Source organism: Streptomyces sp. NRRL F-525 (assembly GCF_000716605.1).
Classification (GTDB): domain Bacteria; phylum Actinomycetota; class Actinomycetes; order Streptomycetales; family Streptomycetaceae; genus Streptomyces.
Genome location: NZ_JNXE01000048.1, coordinates 42,524 through 63,527, shown reverse-complemented (window position 1 = coordinate 63,527; position 21,004 = coordinate 42,524). Strand labels below are relative to the sequence as shown.

The 21,004-nt window shown below is 69.8% G+C and carries 19 protein-coding genes and 1 pseudogene; 9 read left to right on the top strand and 11 right to left on the bottom strand.

What is annotated here, in order from left to right; all coding sequences use genetic code 11:
- Positions 1-348 precede the first annotated feature (348 nt).
- The gene (locus tag OO69_RS43025) at positions 349-990 is read right to left on the bottom strand and encodes a DNA-3-methyladenine glycosylase (protein WP_033286433.1); all 642 of its coding nucleotides are present in this window, start codon (positions 988-990) and stop codon (positions 349-351) included.
- Positions 991-1,128: 138 nt separating this feature from the next.
- On the opposite strand from OO69_RS43025, the gene OO69_RS43020 reads away from it, so the two are divergent.
- The 3 genes from OO69_RS43020 to OO69_RS43010 all read left to right on the top strand — a co-directional run bounded on the left by OO69_RS43020 (position 1,129) and on the right by OO69_RS43010 (position 3,143).
- Positions 1,129-1,911, top strand: a complete 783-nt coding sequence (locus OO69_RS43020) for a sporulation protein (RefSeq protein ID WP_033286432.1) — start codon at positions 1,129-1,131, stop codon at positions 1,909-1,911.
- Positions 1,912-1,951: 40 nt separating this feature from the next.
- Entirely contained in the window at positions 1,952-2,491 is a 540-nt protein-coding gene (locus tag OO69_RS43015; RefSeq protein ID WP_033286431.1) for a YbhB/YbcL family Raf kinase inhibitor-like protein, read from the top strand.
- A gap of 145 nt (positions 2,492-2,636) precedes the next feature.
- Positions 2,637-3,143 (top strand): HNH endonuclease, encoded by a 507-nt coding sequence (locus tag OO69_RS43010; RefSeq protein WP_033286430.1) that lies wholly within the window; start codon positions 2,637-2,639, stop codon positions 3,141-3,143.
- Positions 3,144-3,208: 65 nt separating this feature from the next.
- Here the strand turns inward: OO69_RS43010 and OO69_RS43005 are convergent, their stop codons facing one another.
- From OO69_RS43005 to OO69_RS42995, 3 genes and pseudogenes are all read right to left on the bottom strand, one after another.
- Positions 3,209-4,174, bottom strand: a complete 966-nt coding sequence (locus tag OO69_RS43005; protein ID WP_033286429.1) for an SPFH domain-containing protein — start codon at positions 4,172-4,174, stop codon at positions 3,209-3,211.
- Between the two features lie 174 nt (positions 4,175-4,348).
- Positions 4,349-4,783 carry an NfeD family protein gene (locus OO69_RS43000; protein WP_033286428.1) on the bottom strand — a complete coding sequence of 145 codons (435 nt, stop codon included), beginning with the start codon at positions 4,781-4,783 and terminating at the stop codon, positions 4,349-4,351.
- A 343-nt stretch (positions 4,784-5,126) separates the two neighbouring features.
- A pseudogene (locus tag OO69_RS42995) lies at positions 5,127-5,651 on the bottom strand (ABC transporter ATP-binding protein); the annotation flags it as partial.
- 132 nt (positions 5,652-5,783) lie between these two features.
- Here OO69_RS42995 and OO69_RS42990 point away from each other — a divergent pair.
- Positions 5,784-6,572, top strand: a complete 789-nt coding sequence (locus OO69_RS42990; RefSeq protein WP_063744495.1) for a hypothetical protein — start codon at positions 5,784-5,786, stop codon at positions 6,570-6,572.
- 363 nt (positions 6,573-6,935) lie between these two features.
- Here the strand turns inward: OO69_RS42990 and OO69_RS42985 are convergent, their stop codons facing one another.
- From OO69_RS42985 to OO69_RS42970, 4 genes are all read right to left on the bottom strand, one after another.
- Positions 6,936-7,175: a chaplin family protein gene (locus tag OO69_RS42985; protein ID WP_033286425.1), complete on the bottom strand. Its 240-nt coding sequence runs from the start codon at positions 7,173-7,175 to the stop codon at positions 6,936-6,938.
- Between the two features lie 222 nt (positions 7,176-7,397).
- Positions 7,398-7,637, bottom strand: a complete 240-nt coding sequence (locus OO69_RS42980; protein ID WP_033286424.1) for a chaplin — start codon at positions 7,635-7,637, stop codon at positions 7,398-7,400.
- 166 nt (positions 7,638-7,803) lie between these two features.
- Entirely contained in the window at positions 7,804-8,445 is a 642-nt protein-coding gene (locus OO69_RS42975; RefSeq protein WP_033286423.1) for a response regulator, read from the bottom strand.
- Complete coding sequence (locus tag OO69_RS42970; RefSeq protein WP_033286422.1) at positions 8,438-9,583, bottom strand: GAF domain-containing sensor histidine kinase; 1,146 nt, start codon at positions 9,581-9,583, stop codon at positions 8,438-8,440. Before OO69_RS42970 ends, OO69_RS42975 begins: the two co-directional genes overlap by 8 nt.
- A gap of 183 nt (positions 9,584-9,766) precedes the next feature.
- Between OO69_RS42970 and OO69_RS42965 the strand changes: the two genes are divergently transcribed.
- The 3 genes from OO69_RS42965 to OO69_RS42955 all read left to right on the top strand — a co-directional run bounded on the left by OO69_RS42965 (position 9,767) and on the right by OO69_RS42955 (position 12,905).
- On the top strand, positions 9,767-10,462 hold the full coding sequence (locus OO69_RS42965) for an SDR family NAD(P)-dependent oxidoreductase (RefSeq protein ID WP_033286435.1): 696 nt from the start codon (positions 9,767-9,769) through the stop codon (positions 10,460-10,462).
- Positions 10,459-11,853 (top strand): S-adenosylmethionine:tRNA ribosyltransferase-isomerase, encoded by a 1,395-nt coding sequence (locus OO69_RS50915; RefSeq protein WP_033286421.1) that lies wholly within the window; start codon positions 10,459-10,461, stop codon positions 11,851-11,853. Before OO69_RS42965 ends, OO69_RS50915 begins: the two co-directional genes overlap by 4 nt.
- Before the next feature lie 299 nt (positions 11,854-12,152).
- The gene (locus OO69_RS42955) at positions 12,153-12,905 is read left to right on the top strand and encodes a transglycosylase SLT domain-containing protein (protein WP_033286420.1); all 753 of its coding nucleotides are present in this window, start codon (positions 12,153-12,155) and stop codon (positions 12,903-12,905) included.
- Positions 12,906-13,024: 119 nt separating this feature from the next.
- Here the strand turns inward: OO69_RS42955 and OO69_RS42950 are convergent, their stop codons facing one another.
- Positions 13,025-15,547 (bottom strand): FHA domain-containing protein, encoded by a 2,523-nt coding sequence (locus tag OO69_RS42950; RefSeq protein ID WP_033286419.1) that lies wholly within the window; start codon positions 15,545-15,547, stop codon positions 13,025-13,027.
- A gap of 240 nt (positions 15,548-15,787) precedes the next feature.
- On the opposite strand from OO69_RS42950, the gene OO69_RS50910 reads away from it, so the two are divergent.
- Positions 15,788-18,133 carry a streptophobe family protein gene (locus OO69_RS50910; protein WP_078652829.1) on the top strand — a complete coding sequence of 782 codons (2,346 nt, stop codon included), beginning with the start codon at positions 15,788-15,790 and terminating at the stop codon, positions 18,131-18,133.
- A 540-nt stretch (positions 18,134-18,673) separates the two neighbouring features.
- On the top strand, positions 18,674-19,882 hold the full coding sequence (gene serB, locus OO69_RS42940; RefSeq protein WP_033286417.1) for a phosphoserine phosphatase SerB: 1,209 nt from the start codon (positions 18,674-18,676) through the stop codon (positions 19,880-19,882).
- A 103-nt stretch (positions 19,883-19,985) separates the two neighbouring features.
- Here serB and OO69_RS42935 read toward each other — a convergent pair whose 3' ends face one another.
- Both OO69_RS42935 and OO69_RS42930 read right to left on the bottom strand, forming a co-directional pair.
- The gene (locus tag OO69_RS42935; protein WP_033286416.1) at positions 19,986-20,564 is read right to left on the bottom strand and encodes a SixA phosphatase family protein; all 579 of its coding nucleotides are present in this window, start codon (positions 20,562-20,564) and stop codon (positions 19,986-19,988) included.
- 77 nt (positions 20,565-20,641) lie between these two features.
- Complete coding sequence (locus OO69_RS42930) at positions 20,642-20,848, bottom strand: hypothetical protein (RefSeq protein WP_033286415.1); 207 nt, start codon at positions 20,846-20,848, stop codon at positions 20,642-20,644.
- Positions 20,849-21,004: the final 156 nt, after the last annotated feature.

Sequence of the window (21,004 nt, the reverse complement as noted above, 5' to 3'; positions counted from 1 at the left end):
ACGGACGCTTCCTTTGTACTCACCCTCTCGGGCTTTCCTCCGGGCTTTTCCCTTCGGTCTTGCGTTTCCGACTCTATCAGACCGTTTCCGGTTCCGATTCCCTGTCGGCGGGGATTGTCAAGGGCTTTGGGCTTTCGCCTGTCGGCCTTTCGACATTCACTACGTTAGCCGATCCCCTCGGCAACTCATAATCGAGTTCCGCGAGTTCGAATTCAGGCATGCAGGCACGCCGAATGCGCCCTCAGCGAGGGAGAGTCGTAAGTAGTGGGTTGGCCGCTTCCGGCTGCTGGCGAATGCCGTACCCGGGTCAAGCGGCTCGGGCTACATTACGCACCCTGCCAAGACGCGTCAACTTGGCCGACGTCGCGGCGTATGAGCCCGATACGGGCTAACCGTAGGGTCGTTGGTGATCCAGAACCGCCACGGGTGGACCGCGCCCTCGCCCGACACTCCGGTGCGGGGACCGCTGCTTACCTGATGGGAGGGGACGGGTGTACCGGCCAGCATCCTCAGGGGTGTCTCGCCTGTGGTGCACGCGTCCGTGCCGTCCAGGGAGCGGTCGACGCCCAGGGCGGTGGCCAGGCGGGCGGGGCCTTTGGCCAGTTCTTTGTCATTTCGGGCCGAGAGTCGACGTTTGCGGGCGAGTTCGGCGCCCTCGACGATCTCGCCAGCGCGGAGCAGGACCCCCCTGGCCGTGCCTTCCGGGCCGCAGACCAGGTTCATGCAGTGCCACATGCCGTAGGTGAAGTAGACGTACACATGCCCGGGCGGACCGAACATCACACCGTTGCGGGCCGTCGGACCTCTGTATGCGTGGGACGCGGGGTCGTTGCCGCCGTCGTAGGCCTCGGCCTCTGTGATGCGCAGGACGATCGGGCCGTCGAGGGTCGTACGGACGACGAGGCGGCCCAGGAGGTCGGGGGCGACCTCCAGTACAGGGCGGTCGAAGAACTCTCTGGGGAGTGGCATACGGTCCGGGGGCGCGATCATGGCGTCCGAGCGTAGTCCAGCCGCGCTTGTGCCAAGGGGTGGTCAAGGTTCCGTCCGCTTGCCAGGGTGTGGCGCGGAACCGGGCGCGGTCGGTTCGCGTTTGTAGGGATCAAGGGTCCATACGTAAAGGGAGAGTCAATGGCGTTCAAGAAGCTGCTCGCGAGCCTGGGGGCCGGCGGGGCTTCGGTGGAGACGGTGCTGACCGAGGTCAACGTCGTTCCGGGCGGGGTCGTCCAGGGCGAGGTGCGGATCCAGGGCGGGTCCGTGGCCCAGGAGATCCAGGGGCTCTCGGTCGGGCTGCAGGCCAAGGTCGAGGTCGAGAGCGGTGACCAGGAGTACAAGCAGGACATCGAGTTCACGAAGGTGCGGCTGGGTGGCGCCTTCGAGCTGCAGGCCGGGGCCGCGCACAACGTGCCGTTCGGTCTTGAGATCCCCTGGGAGACGCCGGTCACGATGATCGACGGTCAGTCGCTGCGCGGGATGCACATCGGAGTGAGCACCGAGCTGGCGATCGCCCGTGCCGTGGACTCCAGTGACCTGGACCCGGTCAACGTGCACCCGCTGCCGGCGCAGAAGGCTCTCCTGGACGCCTTCATCCGGCTGGGCTTCCGCTTCAAGAACGCGGACATGGAGCGCGGTCACATCCGGGGGACGCGGCAGAAGCTGCCGTTCTACCAGGAGATCGAGTTCCAGCCGCCGTCGCAGTACCGCGGGCTGAACCAGGTCGAGCTGAGCTTCGTGGCCGATGAGAACGCGATGGACGTCATCCTGGAGATGGACAAGAAGCCGGGCCTCTTCAGTGAGGGCAGTGACACCTTCCGCTCCTTCCAGGTGGGTCTGCACGACTTCCAGGGGACTGACTGGGCGGCGTACCTCAACCAGTGGCTGTCCGAGGTCGGCAGCAAGCGGAACTGGTTCTAGGCTCGGTATCCACTGAAGAAACCGATCAGGAGGTACCGAGGTGACCGAGCTCAAGCGGCGGCCGCTCCCCCATGACTTCCACCCGCCCGTTCCGTCGTTCACGGTGACGAGCGAGGACGTCGAGCCGGGGGCCACGCTCAAGGACGCTCAGGTCTACGCGGCCGGCAACACCTCGCCGCAGCTGCGGTGGGAGGGCTTCCCGCCCGAGACCAAGAGCTTCGCCGTGACCTGCTACGACCCTGATGCCCCTACGGGGAGCGGGTTCTGGCACTGGACGGTGTTCGACATCCCGGCGTCGGTGACCGAGCTGCCGGAGGGTGCGGGCAGCGGCAAGTTCGAGGGGCTGCCGGAGGGCGCCGTACAGGTGCGGAACGACTACGGGTCGAAGGACTTCGGCGGTGCCGCGCCGCCGCCCGGGGACGGGTCGCACCGTTATGTGTTCACGGTGTACGCCGTTGACGCGGAAAAACTCGGTCCGGACTCGGACGTTTCCCCGGCCGTCGTCGGTTTCAACCTGCGGTTCCACACGCTGGCGCGTGCCCAGCTGATCGGTGAGTACGAGGTTCCCGCCGAAGACTGACGTTCATGGAACGTTTGCCCGCCTCTGGTCTTGGAATTGATCAGGGGCGGGCATTTTTTATTGCGTTGTCCATCTCGGCGTGCCCGGCCAGAGTTGATCCAAGCCCGCCGCGCGGTGGGCCGGTTGCACATGGGAGGTGGGCTGGATGCGGGACACGCTGGTGCTGAACGCGAGCTTCGAGCCGCTGTCGACGGTGTCGTTGAATCGAGCCGTCGTTCTGGTGCTGCAGGACAAGGCTGTCGTCGAGCAGGCCCACCCCGAACTGCGCATGCGCGGAGCCGAGGTCGACATACCGGTCCCCCGGGTGATCCGGTTGTGCAGGTATGTGAGGGTGCCCTTCCGAAGACAAGCTCCGTGGTCGAGGCGCGGTGTGCTGGTCAGGGACCGGCACCGGTGCGCGTACTGCGGCAGGCGGGCGACGACGGTCGACCATGTGGTGCCGAGGGCGCAGGGCGGTCAGGACTCGTGGCTGAATACGGTGGCTTCGTGCGCGGAGGACAACCACCGCAAGGCGGCGCGGACTCCGGAGCAGGCGGGGATGCCGTTGCTGCGACTGCCGTTCGAGCCGACGCCGGCCGACGCGATGCTGTTGGCGCTGGGGACCGAGGACTTCGACGCCTTGCCGCAGTGGCTGGTCCAGCCGGCCGCGTAGGGCAGGTGAACTGAACTGGGGCCCGCCTCCTAGGAGGTGGGCCCCAGTGTCGTGGAACAGGTCTGTCAGTCGATGGACGGCTTCTCGCGGCGTTGGCGGTCCGAATTGCCGCCGGAGTTGCCGGAGTTGCCTCCGTCGTTGCCCGAACCTCCGCCGAACGGGCCCATGTTGCCCATCGCGCCGGAGAGGCCCTTGAGGGCGTCGCCGATCTCGCTGGGGACGATCCAGAGCTTGTTGGCGTCGCCTTCGGCGATCTTCGGGAGCATCTGGAGGTACTGGTAGCTGAGGAGCTTCTGGTCGGCGTCGCCCGCGTGGATCGCCTCGAAGACCGTACGGACGGCCTGGGCTTCACCCTCGGCGCGCAGGGCCGCGGCCTTGGCCTCACCTTCGGCGCGCAGGATCTGGGACTGCTTCTCACCTTCGGCGGTGAGGATGGCGGCCTGGCGCGTGCCTTCCGCGGTGAGGATCGCGGCGCGCTTGTCTCGGTCGGCGCGCATCTGCTTCTCCATCGAGTCCTGGATGGAGGTGGGGGGCTCAATCGCCTTGAGTTCCACGCGGTTTACGCGGATGCCCCACTTGCCGGTGGCCTCGTCGAGGACTCCGCGCAGGGCCGCGTTGATCTCCTCGCGGGAGGTCAGCGTCCGCTCCAGGTCCATGCCGCCGATGATGTTGCGGAGCGTGGTGACCGTGAGCTGCTCGATCGCCTGGATGTAGCTGGCCACTTCATAGGTCGCGGCCCGCGCGTCCGTCACCTGGTAGTAGATGACCGTGTCGATGTTGACGACCAGGTTGTCCTGGGTGATCACCGGCTGCGGCGGGAACGGTACGACCTGTTCGCGCAGGTCGATGCGGTTGCGGATCGTGTCGATGAACGGGACGACGATGTTGAGTCCCGCGTTGAGTGTCCGTGTGTAGCGACCGAATCGCTCCACGATCGCGGCACTTGCCTGCGGGATGACCTGGATCGTCTTGATCAAAGCGATGAAGACCAACACCACCAGGATGATCAAGACGATGATGACCGGTTCCATCGTGCTCCCCGTACCCTTCTCCGCCTCGGCGCTTTCGGAAGATCTTATGGTTGTTGAAGATCTTGCTGGTCGAGTCTGTCAGACCGTCACGCAACTCGTGTGCTGTTCGGTTCAGTTGAGACCTGCCAGGTCATCAGTCGTGTCCTGCGAGGTCATCGGTCGAGTCCCGCGAGGTCAGATGACGATCGCGGTGGCTCCCTCGATCTCCACGACGTCCACCTCCTGGCCCGGTTCGTAGGCACGGTCGGCGTCGAGCGAGCGGGCCGACCAGATCTCTCCGGCCAGCTTGATCCGGCCGCCGCCGGAGCCGTCGACGCGCTCCAGGACGACGGCCTGTTTGCCCTTCAAGGCATCGATGCCCGTGGCGAGTTGGGGCAGTGTCGAACGGTGCCGGGTCGCGATGGGCCGTACGACCGCGATGAGGGCGACCGAGACGACGACGAAGACGAGGACCTGGACGACGAGGTCCCCGCCGATCCCGGCGGTGCCCGCGGCGGCTACGGCGCCCACGGCGAACATGCCGAACTCCGGCATCGCGGTCACCACGAGAGGGATCCCGAGTGCTGCCGCGCCGACGAGCCACCACACCCATGCGCCGATGTCGTTCACATGGTCAATGGTAGGGCTGCGGGTCCCGTCACGGACAGGGCGCATATGTCCCTACACCCGCTTCTTACAAGGCAGTTCAGGCCATGGGGAGACCGTGTGCGGTCCAGCGGTCGCCGACCTGCTCGACGATGAGCGGGAGACCGAAGCACAACGACAGGTTGCGGGCGGTGAGTTCGAGCTCCAGCGGGCCCGCGGCGAGGACCTTGCCCTGACGGATCATCAGGACGTGGGTGAAGCCGGGGGCGATCTCCTCGACGTGGTGCGTGACCATGATCATGGAGGGCGCGATCGGGTCGCGGGCGAGGCGGCCAAGGCGGCGTACGAGGTCCTCGCGGCCGCCGAGGTCGAGGCCGGCGGCGGGCTCGTCGAGGAGGAGCAGCTCGGGGTCGGTCATCAGGGCGCGGGCGATCAGGGTGCGCTTGCGCTCGCCCTCGGAGAGCGTGCCGAACTTGCGGTCCAGGTAGTCGCTCATGCCGAGGCGGTCGAGGAAGGCGCGGGCGCGCTGCTCGTCGACGTCCTCGTAATCCTCGTTCCAGCCCGCGGTCATGCCATAAGCCGCGGTCAGGACGGTCTGCAGGACGGTCTGGCGCTTGGGGAGCTTCTCGGCCATGGCGATGCCGGCGACGCCGATGCGGGGGCGCAGTTCGAAGACGTCGACCTTGCCGAGGGTCTCGCCGAGGATGGTGGCGGTGCCGCTGCTGGGGAACAGGTAGCTGGACGCGACGTTCAGGAGCGTGGTCTTGCCGGCGCCGTTCGGGCCGAGGATGACCCAGCGCTCGCCCTCCTTGACCGACCAGGAGACCTGGTCCACCAGAGCCCGGCCCTCCCGGACCACGGTTACGTCCTCCAGCTCCAGAACATCGCTCATGAGCGCGCTGTCTCCCATTGCATCGTCGGCCTGTCTCGGCTGTCGCGTGCGCCGGTAGGCGCAGCCCTCGAAGAAATCTACGCCACCGGCCGGGCGGTCCATTCCATCGGTCCGGTCCTTAGGGTGGACGCCATGCTTTCGGAACCACGCTCAGGACGCCTCGCCGCCTGGGGAAATGCCCTGTTGGCCGGACTTGTCTCGCCGGACGACGCCGTGCTCGCCATCGTGGGCGAGGACGCCGTGCACCGGGTGGAGGGGCTGCCGGGCGAGTCGGCACCCGTCGGACTCACGCTCGCGCTGGGACGGCTGCGCACCCTCGGCGCGACCGGACTGCGGGTGGCGCTGCCCACCTCGGGACACCCCCTGGGGCTGAGCGGCCCGCCCGCCTTCAACGCCCGCGCACTGGAGGCCGAGGAGGCGGTGATCTGCTACGGCGTCGCGCTCGGCCTCGTTCCCGAGGTCTACGAGGCCGGTCCCACCGGTGACGTCCATGTCGAGGTCGTGTGGCACTGCATGCCGGTGCGGGAGGCACCGCCCGCCGATGTGCCCTCGCTCGGGGAGGCCGAGCGGGAGCTGGCGGAGGCGCTGCGGGACGCCACGGCGGTGTTGTCCCGGCTCGATGTCGCCGGGTCGGGGCCGGTGGCCGAGGCGGCGGTCGACGCGTATCGCGCGCGGGCGGAGCGGGGGCGGGAGGTGTTGGCGCCGGGGTATCCGCCGCGGGCGGTGCGGGTGCTGGAGCTTGCGCAGCGGGTGGGGTTGCTGGTGTCCGTGGCTTACGAGAACGGGCCCGGAGGTGCGGTGAGTGCGTCCGAGATGGGGGCGCGGGCCGAGGCGTTGCGGCCGGTGGAGCGGACGGCTCGGCGGGCGCAGGTGGCTGCGTACAACTCCGTTGTGGAGGAGCGGGAGAAGGGGGTGCGCTGAATGTTCCCTTGCGTGGTTGCCCTGTGTTGGGGTGGGCGCCGCTGGGGGCTCCGCCCCCAGACCCCCGATCGGCCCTGAAGGGGCCTCGTCCTCAAACGCCGGACGGGCTGAATATTGCGGGCCTGCGTTGAAAGGGTGCCGGACGGGCTGAGTAATGGCGGCCTGCGTTGAGAGGTGCCGGAGGGGCTGAGTTTGCGGGCCTGTGTGGAGAGGGCCTGGCGTGCTGAGTTGTGGGCCTGCGCCGAGAAGGCCAGCGAGCTGGATTTGACGGCCGTCGCTGGGAAAGTCCCCCCTCGGATCTCATGCAAAAAGGGCCCCGCGAGTCGTCGTTGACTCGTGGGGCCCCTCTTTGTGGTGCGGGCGTCAGTCGTTGATGCCCTTGTTGCCGAACGCGGGGTTCAGCAGGCCGATGACGTTGACGCTGTCGCCGACGACGTTGACCGGGACGTGGACCGGGACCTGGACGGCGTTGCCCGAACCGACACCCGGGGACTTCACGGCCGCGCCGTCGGCACCGGCGTCGGCGAAAGCGGCACCGGCGGAGGCGCCGGCGGCGATACCGGCGACGGTGAGGGCCACAGCGGCCTTCTTGGCGATGTTCATGAGAAGCGTTCCTCCTGCGATTGCGTGACCGACCCGGCCGCGGGTCGTGCGCTGATCAACGCGGGGAAGCGCGGAAACGGCACGGACATGCGCGTTTGACTGCCCGTTCGGATCATTGGCGCGACAAGCCGACCAAATGACCAGGCGACCTGGTGACGAGCAGACCGGCCGCCCAAGGAGCGCCCTGGACGGCCGGAGGTCACTGTCGCGGAGCGACGTGCGTCAGCTGTTGACGCCCAGGTTGCCGAAGGCGGGGTTCAGGACGCCGATGACGTTCACGCTGTTGCCGACCGCGTTGACCGGGACGTGCACCGGGACCTGGATGACGTTGCCCGAGCCGACGCCGGGCGAACCGGCGGCCTGGCCGTTCGCCAGACCGTCGGCGGAGGCCAGCCCGGCACCGGCGGCCACGAGCCCGCCGGCCACCATCGTCACGGCCGCTGCCTTCTTCAGGTTCTTCACTTCTGAGCCCTCCTAGCGATCACCGCGGCAGGCGCCGCGGCACGCACTGGAGAACGGTGGAGATCCACGAAGGATGCGCCATTCGGGGGACATTCCCACGACGGTATGAATCTCAGCCCGGAACGAGACGCTCCGTGTTGCCGTCACGCCGCCCCGGCGACACCGCTCACCTGGTCAGACCGTGCCGTACGGCGAACAGGGCCGCCTGTGTGCGGTCCGCCAGGTCGAGCTTCATCAGGATGTTCGAGACGTGGGTCTTGACCGTCTTCTCGGAGAGCACCAGGGCGCGGGCTATCTCGCGGTTGGAGCGGCCGTCGGCGATCAGGCCGAGCACCTCGCGCTCCCGCTCGGTGAGCGAACCGCCTCTCCCCTGCCCCGAGTTGGACTCCTCCTGGGACAACAGGACGCCGGCGACCTCGGGTTGGAGCAGGATGTGGCCCGCGTGGACGGAACGGATGGCGCCGGCCAGGGCGTCCGGGTCCACGTCCTTGTAGACGTAACCGGCGGCGCCCGCGCGCAGGGCCGGGATCACCGTGCGCTGTTCGGTGAAGCTGGTGACGATCAACACGCGCGCGGGGTGGTCGAGTTCGCGGAGTCTGCGCAGCGCTTCGATGCCGTCCATGCCCGGCATCTTGACGTCCATGAGGACGACGTCGGGCTTCAACTCCTCGGTGCGGGCGACCCCTTCGGCGCCGTCGGCCGCCTCGCCGACGACCTCGATGTCGTCCTGCACCTCCAGGAAGGTGCGCAGGCCCCGGCGGACGACCTGGTGGTCGTCGACGATCAGCACCTTGATTGCGTCAGCCACCGGGGACCTCCATCTCGATCGTGGTGCCCTTTCCGGGCGCCGATTCCACGGTCAGTGTGCCGCCGACGCCATTGGTCCGGTCCCGCATGGAGACCAGGCCGAGGTGGCGTCCGGCGCGGCGGATCGACTGGGGTTCGAAGCCGGTGCCGTCGTCGGTGATCCGCAGGACCGCTCCGCAGCCGTGCCGTGCCAGGGTCACGGCGACGTGCTCCGCGCCGGAGTGCCGCAGCGCGTTGTGCAGGGCCTCCTGGGCGACGCGGAGCATGGCCTCCTCCTGGGCGGCGGGCAGGGCGCGGAAGCCGCGGCCCGTGAACGTCACGCGCGCGGTGTGGGCGCGGTCGAGGACCTGGATCTGGGTGCGCAGGGTGGCGATCAGCCCGTCCTCGTCCAGGGCGGCGGGGCGCAACTCGACCACTGCCGCCCGGAGTTCGTCGGCTGCCTCGGCGGCGAGCGCGGCCACCTGCTGGAGTTCGCCCTTGGCGCGGGACGGGTCGCGGTCCACGAGGGTGGCGGCGGCCTGTGCGGTGAGGCGGAGCGAGAACAGCTTCTGGGACACCGCGTCGTGCAGCTCGTGGGCCAGGCGGGAGCGCTCCTCGGCGATGGTCAGCTCGCGGCTGCGCTCGTACAGGCGGGCGTTCGTGAGGGCGATGGCCGCGTGCTGGGCGAGGATCGAGAGCAACTCCTCGTCCTCCTCCGTGAAGCCGCAACTGCCGTCCCGCTTCGGGCAGTTCTTGTTCGCGAGGAAGAGCGCGCCGATGACCTCGTCGTCGTCGCGGATGGGCAGGCCCAGGAAGTCGGACATGTCGGGGTGGGCCGAGGGCCAGCCCTCGAAGCGGTGGTCCTTGCGGACGTCGGCGAGGCGCTCGGCCTTCGCCTCGTGCAGCATCGCGGCGAGGATGCCGTGCTGGCGCGGGAGCGGGCCGATGGCCTTCCACTGGGCGTCGCTGACGCCGTCGACCACGAACTGGGCGAAGCCGCCGTGGTCGTCGGGCACGCCGAGCGCCGCGTACTGCGCGTCGAGCAGCTCGCGGGCCGAGGCGACGATCGTCTTGAGGACGTCGCGCACCTCGAGATGCCTGCTCATGGCCAGCAGCGCGGAACTCACCGCCGCGAGGCCGGACCGTGGACCTTGACTCATGTCCTCACGGTACCGGCGGGGTGTGACAGTGCGGATCGGGCCGGTGACGGCCGTCTTCTGGTCCGGTGGACCTAGGGCGAAGGGCCCCTGTGGATGCGGCCCGGGTCCGACGCGGCGGGGACGGTCCCGTTCCTACGTTGGGGGCACGCCGACGGAGGCGTAGTGGACGAGGGGACGTGTGTCATGTCGGTAGCGATCATCACGGGGGCGTCCAAGGGACTGGGCCGGGCACTCGCCGAGGCCCTGGCCGCGCGGGGCTGGGACCTGGTGCTCGACGCCAGGACCGAGGAGGTGCTGACGGAAGCCGCGGTGTCCGTCGCCGCGTACGGCACGCGCGTGGAGGCCGTTCCCGGGGACGTCACGGACGCCGCGCACCGGGCCGAGCTGGTGGCCGCGGCGGGAAAGCTGGGCGGCGTCGACCTGGTCGTCAGCAACGCGAGCGCGCTGGGCGCCGAGCCGCTCGTACGCCTGGAGGAGCTGACCCTGGACGGGCTGCGGCGGGCGCTGGAGGTGAACGTGGTGGCCGCGCTGGGCCTGGTCCAGGAGGCGCTGCCGCTGCTGCGGGCCTCGCGGGCGGGTGCGGTGATCGCGGTCAGCTCGGACGCGGCGGCCGAGGCGTACGAGACGTGGGGCGGCTACGGGGCGTCCAAGGCCGCCCTCGACCACCTCGCGGCCGTGCTCGGCGCCGAGGAACCCGGGCTGCGGGTCTGGGCGGTCGATCCCGGGGACATGGGCACGGACCTGTACGCGGCGGCCGTACCGGACGACGACGATCCCCGGCCGTCGCCGACATCCGTGGTGCCGGCCTTTCTACGACTGCTGGACGAGCGTCCCGCGAGCGGGCGGTACGGCGCACCGGCCCTCCTGGAGGAGCGATGACAGTAGCGGTGCGGGTTCCGGAGGAGCTGTCCGCGCGCGTGCCCGTCGAGCAGCGCGGGCCCGGGCTCGACCGGGACGCCGTACGACTGCTCGTGTCGCGCGGTACCGAGGTGTCGCATCACGCGTTCGCGGAGCTGCCTCGGCTGTTGCGGGCCGGGGATCTGCTGGTCGTGAACACGTCGCCGACGCTCGCCGCGGCGGTGGACGGGTGGATCGGGCACGCACGTGTGGTGGTGCACTTCTCCACGCGGGGCGATGACGGGCGGTGGGCTGTCGAACTGCGCGAGCCGGACGGCAAGGGCACCACACGCGCGCGTGCGGGCGGCCCGGCCGGTGTGGAGGTGCGGCTGCCCGGGGGTGTGCGGCTGGTCCTGGAGGAGCCGCTGAGCGGGCGGGGTGAGCGGTTGTGGTGGGCGGGGGTGCGGGTGTCGGACCCGGGAGCGCCGGAGCCTGGGGCGCCGAGGGCTGAAGGCCCGGGGGCAGCCGCGTCCGGGACGAGTGCCGCGGAGCCAGAAGGGGTGGGTCCGGACGTGCCGGGGGCACGGGTACCCGGAGCAGAGTCGCCGGGCATCGGCACGCCCGGGGCTGGAGGGCCGGTGTCAAGCGTGCCCCCGGGACGAGGAGCGCCAAGGCCGGCCGTGCCCGGGACCAGTGCCGCGGGGGCAGACGTGGTGGGGCCGGACGTGCCCGGGGCGGAGCCTCCGGACTTCGGGACACCCGGGCCTGAAGGGCAGGTGTCCAGCGTGCCCGCGCTGCTCCGCGAGCACGGGCGGCCCATCCGTTACTCCTACACGGAGCGCGATCAGCCGCTCTCCGTCTACCAGACGGTGTTCTCGCTGCCCACGGAGGACGGGACGGGCAGTGCGGAGATGCCGAGTGCTGCTCGGCCCTTCACCGCGCGGCTGGTGGCGGAGTTGGTGAGTCGGGGGGTGCAGTTCGCGCCGATCACTCTGCACACCGGGGTGGCGTCGGCCGAGGTGCAGGAGCCGCCGTATCCGGAGCGGTTCGCGGTGTCGGAGACGTCGGCCCGGTTGATCAACGCGGCCCGGGCCGGGGACGGGCGGGTCATCGCGGTCGGGACCACCGCCGTGCGGGCCGTCGAGTCCGCCGCCGGGGCCGACGGGGTCGTACGCGCGCGTGCGGGGTGGACGGACCTCGTCGTGACCCCGGAGCGGGGTGTGCGGGTCGTGAACGGGCTGCTGACGGGGCTGCACGAGCCGGAGGCCTCGCATCTGCTGATGCTGGAGGCGGTCGCCGGGCGGGCCGCCGTAGGCCGCAGTTATGAGGAGGCGCTGCGGGGGCTCTACCTGTGGCACGAGTTCGGGGACGTGCATCTCATCCTCCCGGAGGAGGATCCTCACGCGGCGCGTTGCTCCCGCAACTGCGGGTGAGGGTGGCGCGCGGTCGATGTGAGCCCGCACATAGGGCGCAGATCACGTACTAGCGGACATAGGAGATATAGGCGCCCGACTTGAGCGGGACAGACGACCCCGTCTGTCCCGTTTTGCCCTGGACCGGTCAACTACCCGGGATCGTACGTCACACCTTTGCCAGGGGTTTTTGCGGCCGCTAAGAATTGCAGCCGTCGCTCAGCGCCGCGGATCTCCTCCGCGGCGTTTGTGCCGGAAGCACCCGCGTCCCCCGCCGGACGGTGAGCGACCTCCGCGCAATTCGAAGAGGTCCATCCGCCATGCCCAAGAACTCGAACACTCCTGGTCATAGTCGCCTGACCAAGCTGACGAAGCAGCACAAGATCGCGCTCGCCGGTGTCGCCACGCTCGGCGCCGCCGCCCTCGCCTTCTCCGCGGTGCCCGGCGACGCGGGGACGACCACGAGCGACGCGGCGGCCTCGACGAAGATCGCGTACAGCACGGAGCCCATCAAGGGCGTCAAGGCCAGCGTCACCGACCAGCTCGCCGGCGCCGGTGTGAAGACCGAGGCGATCCAGGCGAAGGCCGACGCCAAGGCGAAGGCGGCGAAGGCCAAGGCGGACGCCGCCGCGAAGAAGAAGGCCGCCGCCGAAGCCGCCGCCAAGAAGAAGGCGGAGGCCGCCCGCAAGGCCAAGGCCGCGAGCCGCTCGGCCGAGCGCCCCAAGATCCAGCCCGTCGCCGCGACGACCTACGCCAACAACCTCAACGGCTGGATCAACCACGCCCTGGCGATCATGAAGCAGAAGGGCATCCCGGGGTCGTACAACGGCCTGTACAAGAACATCATGCGGGAGTCCTCGGGCAACCCCAGCGCGATCAACGGCTGGGACGTCAACGCGGTCAACGGCACCCCGTCGATCGGCCTGCTCCAGGTCATCCAGCCGACGTTCAACGCGTACCACGTCTCCGGTACCTCGACGAACATCTACGACCCGGTCGCCAACATCACCGCCGCGGCGAACTACGCGGCCGACCGGTACGGCTCGATCGACAACGTCAACAGCGCGTACTGAGACGCGTACCGAGGCCTCTCCGGCGGACCTCTTGGTCTCGGTATCGACGCCGAAGGGCGGCACCCCCACCAGGGGCGCCGCCCTTCGGCGTCGTCACAGAAGAACTGCTTCCGTGAGAACTACTTCCGCATGACCTCGGGCTCGTGGCGGCGCAGGAAGCGGGCCACGAAGAAGCCGCAGATCACGCCGAGGGCGATCAGGGCGGCCATGTCCATGCCCCAGGCGCCGACGGTGTGCTCCCACAGCGGGTCGGTGCTGTCGCCGGGCTTGGGCGGGCTGATCTTGTTGAAGTCGAGCGTGGCACCCGCGGCGCCGACCGCCCAGCGCGAGGGCATCAGGAACGAGAACTGGTTGACGCCGACCGCGCCGTTCAGGGTGAACAGGCAGCCGGTGAACACGACTTGGATGATCGCGAACATGACCAGCAGCGGCATGGTCTTCTCGGCCGTCTTCACCAGCGAGGAGATGATCAGGCCGAACATCATCGCGGTGAAGCCGAGACCCATGATCGGGATGCAGAGCTCGAACATGGTCTGGCTGCCGAGGACCAGGCCCTGCTTGGGGATCTCGCGGCTGGCGAAGCCGATGACACCGACCATCAGGCCCTGCAGCGCGGTGATCACACCGAGCACGAACACCTTGGACATCAGGTACGCGGAACGGGACAGCCCGGTCGCGCGCTCCCGTTCGTAGATGACCCGTTCCTTGATCAGCTCGCGGACGGAGTTGGCCGCACCCGCGAAGCAGGCGCCGACCGCGAGGATCAGCAGGACCGTGGTGGCCGTGCCGTTCGGGATGATGGTGCCGTTCGCCCGGGCCGGGTTGGGCAGCAGGCTGTTGCCCGAGTCGATGAGCAGGCTCACCGCGCCCAGCACGCCCGGCAGGATCACCATCAGGGCCAGGAAGCCCTTGTCGGAGGCGATCACCGCGACATAGCGGCGCACCAGCGTGACGAACTGCGACATCCAGCCCTGTGGCTTCGGCGGCTTCATCGCCTGCATCGGCGGCATCTGTACGGACTGCGGTGCGATCGCGTCGATGTCCGCGGCGTACATCTGGTAGTGCTGCGAGCCCTTCCAGCGGCCCGCCCAGTCGTAGTCGCGGTAGTTCTCGAAGGCGGAGAAGACGTCGGCCCAGGTGTCGTAGCCGAAGAAGTTCAGCGCCTCCTCGGGCGGGCCGAAGTAGGCGACGGAGCCGCCCGGGGCCATCACCAACAGCTTGTCGCAGATCGCCAGTTCGGCCACGGAGTGGGTTACGACGAGGACCGTGCGGCCGTCGTCGGCGAGGCCGCGCAGGAGCTGCATGACGTCGCGGTCCATGCCCGGGTCGAGGCCCGAGGTGGGCTCGTCCAGGAAGATCAGCGAGGGCTTGGTGAGGAGCTCCAGGGCCACCGAGACGCGCTTGCGCTGACCGCCGGAGAGGGAGGTGATCTTCTTCTCTTTGTGGATGTCGAGCTTCAGCTCGCGCAGCACCTCGTCGATACGGGCCTCGCGCTCGGCGCCGGTGGTATCGGCGGGGAAGCGCAGCTTGGCCGCGTACTTGAGGGCCTTCTTGACGGTCAGTTCCTTGTGCAGGATGTCGTCCTGCGGGACCAGACCGATGCGCTGGCGCAGCTCGGCGAACTGCTTGTAGAGGTTCCGGTTGTCGTAGAGGACGTCACCCTGGTTGGCGGGCCGGTAGCCGGTGAGCGCCTTGAGCAGGGTCGACTTGCCGGAGCCCGACGGGCCGATGACCGCGATCAGCGACTTCTCCGGTACGCCGAAGGAGACGTCCTTGAGGATCTGCTTGCCGCCGTCGACCTCGACGGTCAAGTGCCGGGCGGAGAAGGAGACTTCACCGGTGTCGACGAACTCTTCGAGCCGGTCGCCGACCAGCCGGAACGTGGAGTGGCCGACGCCGACGATGTCGTTCGGGCCGAGCAGCGCGGAGCCGCCCTTGGTGATCGGCTGGCCGTTGACGTACGTGCCGTTGTGCGAGCCGAGGTCACGGATCTCGAAGCGGCCGTCGGGCGTCGCGTGGAACTCGGCGTGGTGGCGCGAGACTTGGAGGTCCGAGACCACCAACTCGTTCTCCAGCGCACGGCCGATCCGCATCACACGGCCGAGCGAGAACTGGTGGAACGTGGTCGGGCTGCGGTCGCCGTAGACCGACGGCGCCCCCGCGCCGACGCCGGATCCCTGCTGCGGCGGAATGTTCGCGGCGGCTGCCGCCGGCGGCTGGTAACGCTGCTGCTCAGGCGTCTGCGCCGGGGCCTGCTGCGGGGGTGCCTGCTGCGCCCAGCCAGGGCCCGCGCCCTGTGCGGCGTACGGCTGTTGCTGCGGCTGGGCCTGCGGAGTCGCTACGGCGGCCGCGGCGCCGGAGAGGTTCAGGCGCGGGCCGTCGGTCGCGTTGCCCAGGTACACGGACGAGCCCGGGCCGATCTCCATCTGATGGATGCGCTGGCCCTGCACGAACGTGCCGTTGGTGCTGCCGTGGTCGTCGATCACCCAACTCCGGCCGCCCCAGCTGATCGTGGCGTGCCGCCAGGAGACCCTGGCGTCGTCGACCACGACGTCCCCCTGCGGATCACGTCCGAGGGTGTAGGGCCTGGACGCGTCGAGCGTCCAGGTCCGTCCATTCAATTCCAGTACGAGTTCCGGCACTCCATGCCCCACTGAGTAGTCCCCCGAGTTACCCCCATCACAGGGAGTCTAGGGATGGCGAACATCGTCGGGAACTATTTCAGGCTGCACCCCCTGACCGAAAGTCGGGCCTTGTGAAGACCACGTCCCTACGCTTCCGCCGGTTCCGTTGACGGGGTTGAAACCGACCCGGAGAGTGGTAATCCACGCGAGGGGGACATGTGCGGTGTCCGTCCCGTGCCGCGGATCGGGGGGTCTGCCATGAGCTCAGCGACGAGTGTCAGGACGGCGAACTACGACACGAGGGTGCCCTGGACCGACGTCCTGCTGTCCGCGATCGCGGCGGTGAGCTGGGCGCTGATCGGCATGGCGGGCACGGCCGCGCTCGGCCTGCACCTGCTGGGCGCCGACGCGACGGGTTCGCTCGGCCCGATGACCGCGGCGGTGGTGGCCCTGGGCGCGGGCGGTTCGGTCACCCCGACCGGCGACGTCTCCGCCTTCGGCCTGACCGGCGCCCAGGCCACGACGGCCGTCACGATCACCCCCCTGGGCGTGAGCCTGGTGGGCGCCCTCCTGCTGTCGTACTTCTTCCTACGGTCCTTGCGGGCGGCCGGAGTTGTGATCGCACCGGCCGAACTCCTCGCGCGCGCGGGCTCGGTGATCGCGCTCTTCGTGGCGATGCTGGGTGGGTTGGCGTGGGCGGGCCATGACGTCATCACCATCGACGGAAGCAAGTTGGGCCTGGACAAGCTGACGGGTGGCGGGGGCGGGAACGGCGGCGGGGTGAGCATCCCCGGCCTCGGCGACATCGGTGACATCGGCGGGTTGCTCCCGGGCAAGATCAGCGACCTGGTCAAGGCGAAGGCGGCGGTGGGCTTCACGGTCGACACGGCGCCGACGCTGCTGGGCGGCCTGGGCTGGTCGGCGGGCATTTTGCTGATCGCCCTGCTGGCCTCGCGCCGAACTCCCCTGCCGCGTGGCTGGGAGCCCGTCCACCGCGTTGTACGCCCGGCCGCGTCCGCGCTCGTCACGGTGCTGCTGGTCGCGGTGGCGGCGGGGCTCGCGGCGGCGGCGTACGCGGCGATCGGCGACGACCACCCGAAACGCATCGCGGGCGCGGCGCTGTTGGGCGCGCCCAACGGGGTCTGGCTCGGCATCCCCATCGGCCTCTTCGTCCCCTGGGACGGCAAGGCGACGGGCGAACTGGCGAAGCTCCTCCCCCACCCCCTGGACCAACTCCTGAGCGTCAAGTCCGACCAGCCTGTGACGTTGGGGCGACTGGCCGAACTGGACAGCCGGGTTTGGTTGTTGGGGGTTGCGGCGGCGCTGATGATGCTGCTGGCGGGGGTGTTGACGGGGGTGCGGACGCCCTTGGGGGTGGGGGCGGGGAGTGGCTCTGATCGTGGTGGTGCGGGTGGGCCTGGTGGTACGGGAGGTCGCGGGAGTGCTCTCGGTTTTGCCGGGCGGTGTGCTCTACGGCTGGGGGTCGTCACCGCGCTGACGCTGCCGTTGCTGGCCTGGCTGACGGATGTGTCGGTGGACGCGTCCCTGTCGGTGCTGGGGTTCGACGCGTTCGGCGCGGGGATCGAGTTGCACGGGCATCTGGGTATGGCGTTGGTGCTGGGTGCGGTGTGGGGTGCGGGGGCGGGGTTTGTCGGGGGGTTGCTCGCGTACGCGACCGGGGCGGCGGGGAGGCAGGCTTCGCGGTTGGCACGGGGTGACTTGGGGGTGGCGGGTCGGGATCCGGGGGTGGGGTCGGGGTCAGGGTCCGGTTCGGGTTCGGGGTCGGGGTCAGGTGCCTGGGTGCCGGGGCGGCCGGGGTATCCGGAACATGCGCAAGCTGCGGGGGGTGCGGGACAGGCAGGGCATCCGGAGAGCGCCGGGGACCCAGGGCCCTACGTGCCGAGTTCGCCATACCGCGCCCCGAATCCTGCGACCAACCCGTATCTGCAACTGCCGGATGAGCTACGGCAACCGGAGGATGGTCGGCCGTCACGGCGTGGCAGGGCTTGGCCTGGTGGGGAGGCGCCGGGGCAGGGAGGTGGGGCGGGATCTAGGGGGGCGGGATCTGGTGGGGCGGGGCCGGGTGGTTCGGGGACAGGCAGTGCAGGGGCGGGTGGTGGGGCTCGGTTCCGCGGACCAGCCTGGCCACCGGACGCCGGATCGCCGACCGAGGTCGCATGGCCGCCGGGTGCGCAGTCGCCGCAGGAAGGTGGCCGGCCGCCTGGCGGAGGCTCGCGGCCCGGCGGTGCCCCTCAACCTCCGGGAAACGCAGGGCAGTTCGGGGCCGATCCCGCGCCCGGAGCCGTAGGGGCCGGTGGAGTCGGTCCGTACTCCGGGAGTTCGCAGCCGCCTGGAGTTGTCCCGCCGGACGACGGCACTCGCCCTCACGACGGACCGCAGTCGCCCGGTATCCCTCCGCCGCCCGCCGACATGTACGGCGCTCCGACCATGGCCCAGTCCTACGAGCCGCCGTCCCGATCGCGTTGGCGTCGGCCCGGGGCAGGTTCGCCGGACTGGCCGGAGGACGACTCGGACGGTGGGCAGCAACCTCCTCCCCCGCCACCGGCGCCGCCCCCTCCGGGGAAGCCCAAGGGCCGCCGGTGATCCACGTCCGTGTCGAGTGAGCCCTCTTCGGCGCCCGGCGCAGCCTGCCCCGCACCGGGTGAGCCGTAGGTGGCGCCGGGCAGTGTGCGAGCAGGGGCGCCCTCATACGCCAACGGCCCAGATACCGGCGGCCCCTGCCCTGCGCCCGGTGCGCCCCGGGCGGCACCGAGCAGCGTGCGGGTAGCCGCGCGCCCATCGGCCAACGGCCAGCGTGCGAGCAGCGGCTCCCCGCGGACCAACGGCCCCATACCCGGCGTCCCACCCGCCCGGACGTATCCCCCGCATCCGGCCCCACACCACTCGCCCCCGCCCAACGACCAGCCACTTCCGGACCGGCACCCCACCGCGATCACATCAACACACCTCCTGACCGCCCCTCAGCCCACTCCCGACCACCCGTGCCCCACTCCTGACCACCACCCCGCCCCTCCGTGATCGCCCCGTAAGATTCGCGCCACCGACCCGACACCCACTGTTCCGTGTCCGCTGGGCGGACCTCTGCGGCATAAGGCACTCCGTGCCGGATACGGTGGGTACACCATGAGCGCTTCGCAGACCTCTGACGTCCCCACTCTCCTCGTCAAGATCTTCGGCAAGGACAGGCCGGGCATCACGGCCGGACTCTTCGACACCCTCGCCGCCTACTCCGTCGACGTGGTCGACATCGAGCAGGTCGTCACGCGTGGCCGGATGGTGCTGTGCGCACTCGTGACGCCACCGCCCGCCGGGCTCGAAGGGGATCTGCGGGCCACCGTGCACAGCTGGGCCGAGTCGATGAAGATGCAGGCCGAGATCATCTCCGGCCTCGGCGACAACCGGCCGCGTGGGCTCGGCCGTTCACTCGTGACCGTGCTCGGTCACCCCCTAACCGCGGAGTCCACCGCCGCGATCGCCGCCCGTATCACCAAGGCCGGCGGCAACATCGACCGTATCTTCCGGCTCGCCAAGTACCCAGTGACAGCAGTCGAGTTCGCGGTGTCCGGCGTGGAGACCGAGCCGCTGCGCACCGCCCTCGTCACGCACGCGGCGACGTTCGGCGTCGACATCGCCGTGGTGGCGGCGGGGCTGCACCGGCGGGCCCAGCGGCTCGTCGTCATGGACGTCGACTCCACGCTCATCCAGGACGAGGTCATCGAACTCTTCGCCGCGCACGCCGGCTGCGAGGACGAGGTCGCCGAGGTCACCGCCGCCGCGATGCGCGGGGAACTGGACTTCGAGCAGTCGCTGCACGCGCGCGTGGCCCTGCTGGAAGGGCTGGACGCCTCGGTCGTCGACAAGGTGCGCAGCGAGGTGCGCCTGACGCCGGGCGCCCGCACCCTCATCCGCACGCTCAAGCGCCTCGGCTACCAAGTCGGCGTCGTATCAGGCGGGTTCACCCAGGTCACCGACGACCTCAAGGACCGGCTCGGGCTCGACTTCGCCCAGGCCAACACCCTGGAGATCGTCGACGGCAAGCTGACCGGCAAGGTCACCGGCGAGATCGTCGACCGCGCGGGCAAGGCACGGCTCCTGCGCCGCTTCGCCGCCGAGGCCGGCGTACCGCTCGCGCAGACCGTGGCGATCGGCGACGGCGCCAACGACCTGGACATGCTCAACGCGGCCGGTCTCGGAGTAGCCTTCAACGCCAAGCCGGTCGTACGACAGGCCGCGCACACCGCGGTGAACGTGCCGTTCCTCGACACCGTGCTGTATCTGCTGGGTGTCACCCGCGAAGAGGTCGAGGCCGCGGACACGCACGACGAGGACTGATCCCGGACACCTTTCACTACCTTCGGGGGCCCGGCACCACACGGTGCCGGGCCCCTTGTCGTGCACGGTCGATCCGACTGATCCGGCGCTGCGGATACTGCGGTTACTCGGACGGCGCCCAATAGTCGTCCAGCGTGGCCACACCCGGCTCCAGCGACTTCCAGGAACCCGTGAAGGACAGCACGGCGAAACCGGCCGCCGCGAACCCCCGCTGCTTCAGCCATTCGCGAGCCTCGGCGCTGCCCGCACCGGCGTCCGCTCCACTGCCCGAACCGGTCTCGGCACCGGCGTCCGCACCGGTGTCCGCTCCGGGGAGGATCTCCGCCAGCCCCTGCACGCTCGGGTTGTGGCCGACGAGGATCACGTTCCGCGCGTCGTCCGGCGTCTCGTTCAGCACCGCGATCAGCTCGCCGGGAGAGGCCTCGTAGAGCCGCTCCTCGTAGACGGTTTTCGGCCGGTGCGCGAGTTCGTGGACGGCGAGCTTCCAGGTCTCCCGGGTCCGGACCGCGGTGGAGCAGAGGGCCAGATCGAAGGGGATGCCGGTGTCGGCCAGCCTGCTTCCGGCGGTGGCCGCGTCCAGGCGGCCCCGCTCAGCGAGCGGCCGCTCGTGATCGGTCACCTGGGGCCAGTCGGCTTTCGCATGCCGGAAGAGGACGATCCTGCGGGGTTCTGCGACGCTCATGGGATCCAGCTTCGCATGAAACAGGCCATGGGGCGCAGGGAGTTGACGGGGCGGCCTCGCGAGTGCTCCGCCGGTGCTCAGCGGGCTATGAGCTGCTGCACGCGCTCGAACAGATGGGTGATCACCGGGTCCGAGGCAGCCGCTTGCGCGTCCGTCGGGTTGAGCATCATCACGAGCAGCACGACGAACGCGAGCGCCGGCAGGGCGAGGGCCCACCACGGCAACCTGATGTCGACGCCGCCCGTGGTCGCCGGGTGGGGCCGGGTGTGCGTAGGGGCCGACATGGATGCCTCCGCTGGTCTCCGACTGGTCCGCGATCCGCTTCTCGCGGTCACACCATCGAAGTTACGGAAGACTCGGCCCCCAACCCATCCGGAGATCCACCCACTTGACCCTGAGCCTCACCCCCTAGGGGATGGTGGGGACAACCCCACCATCGG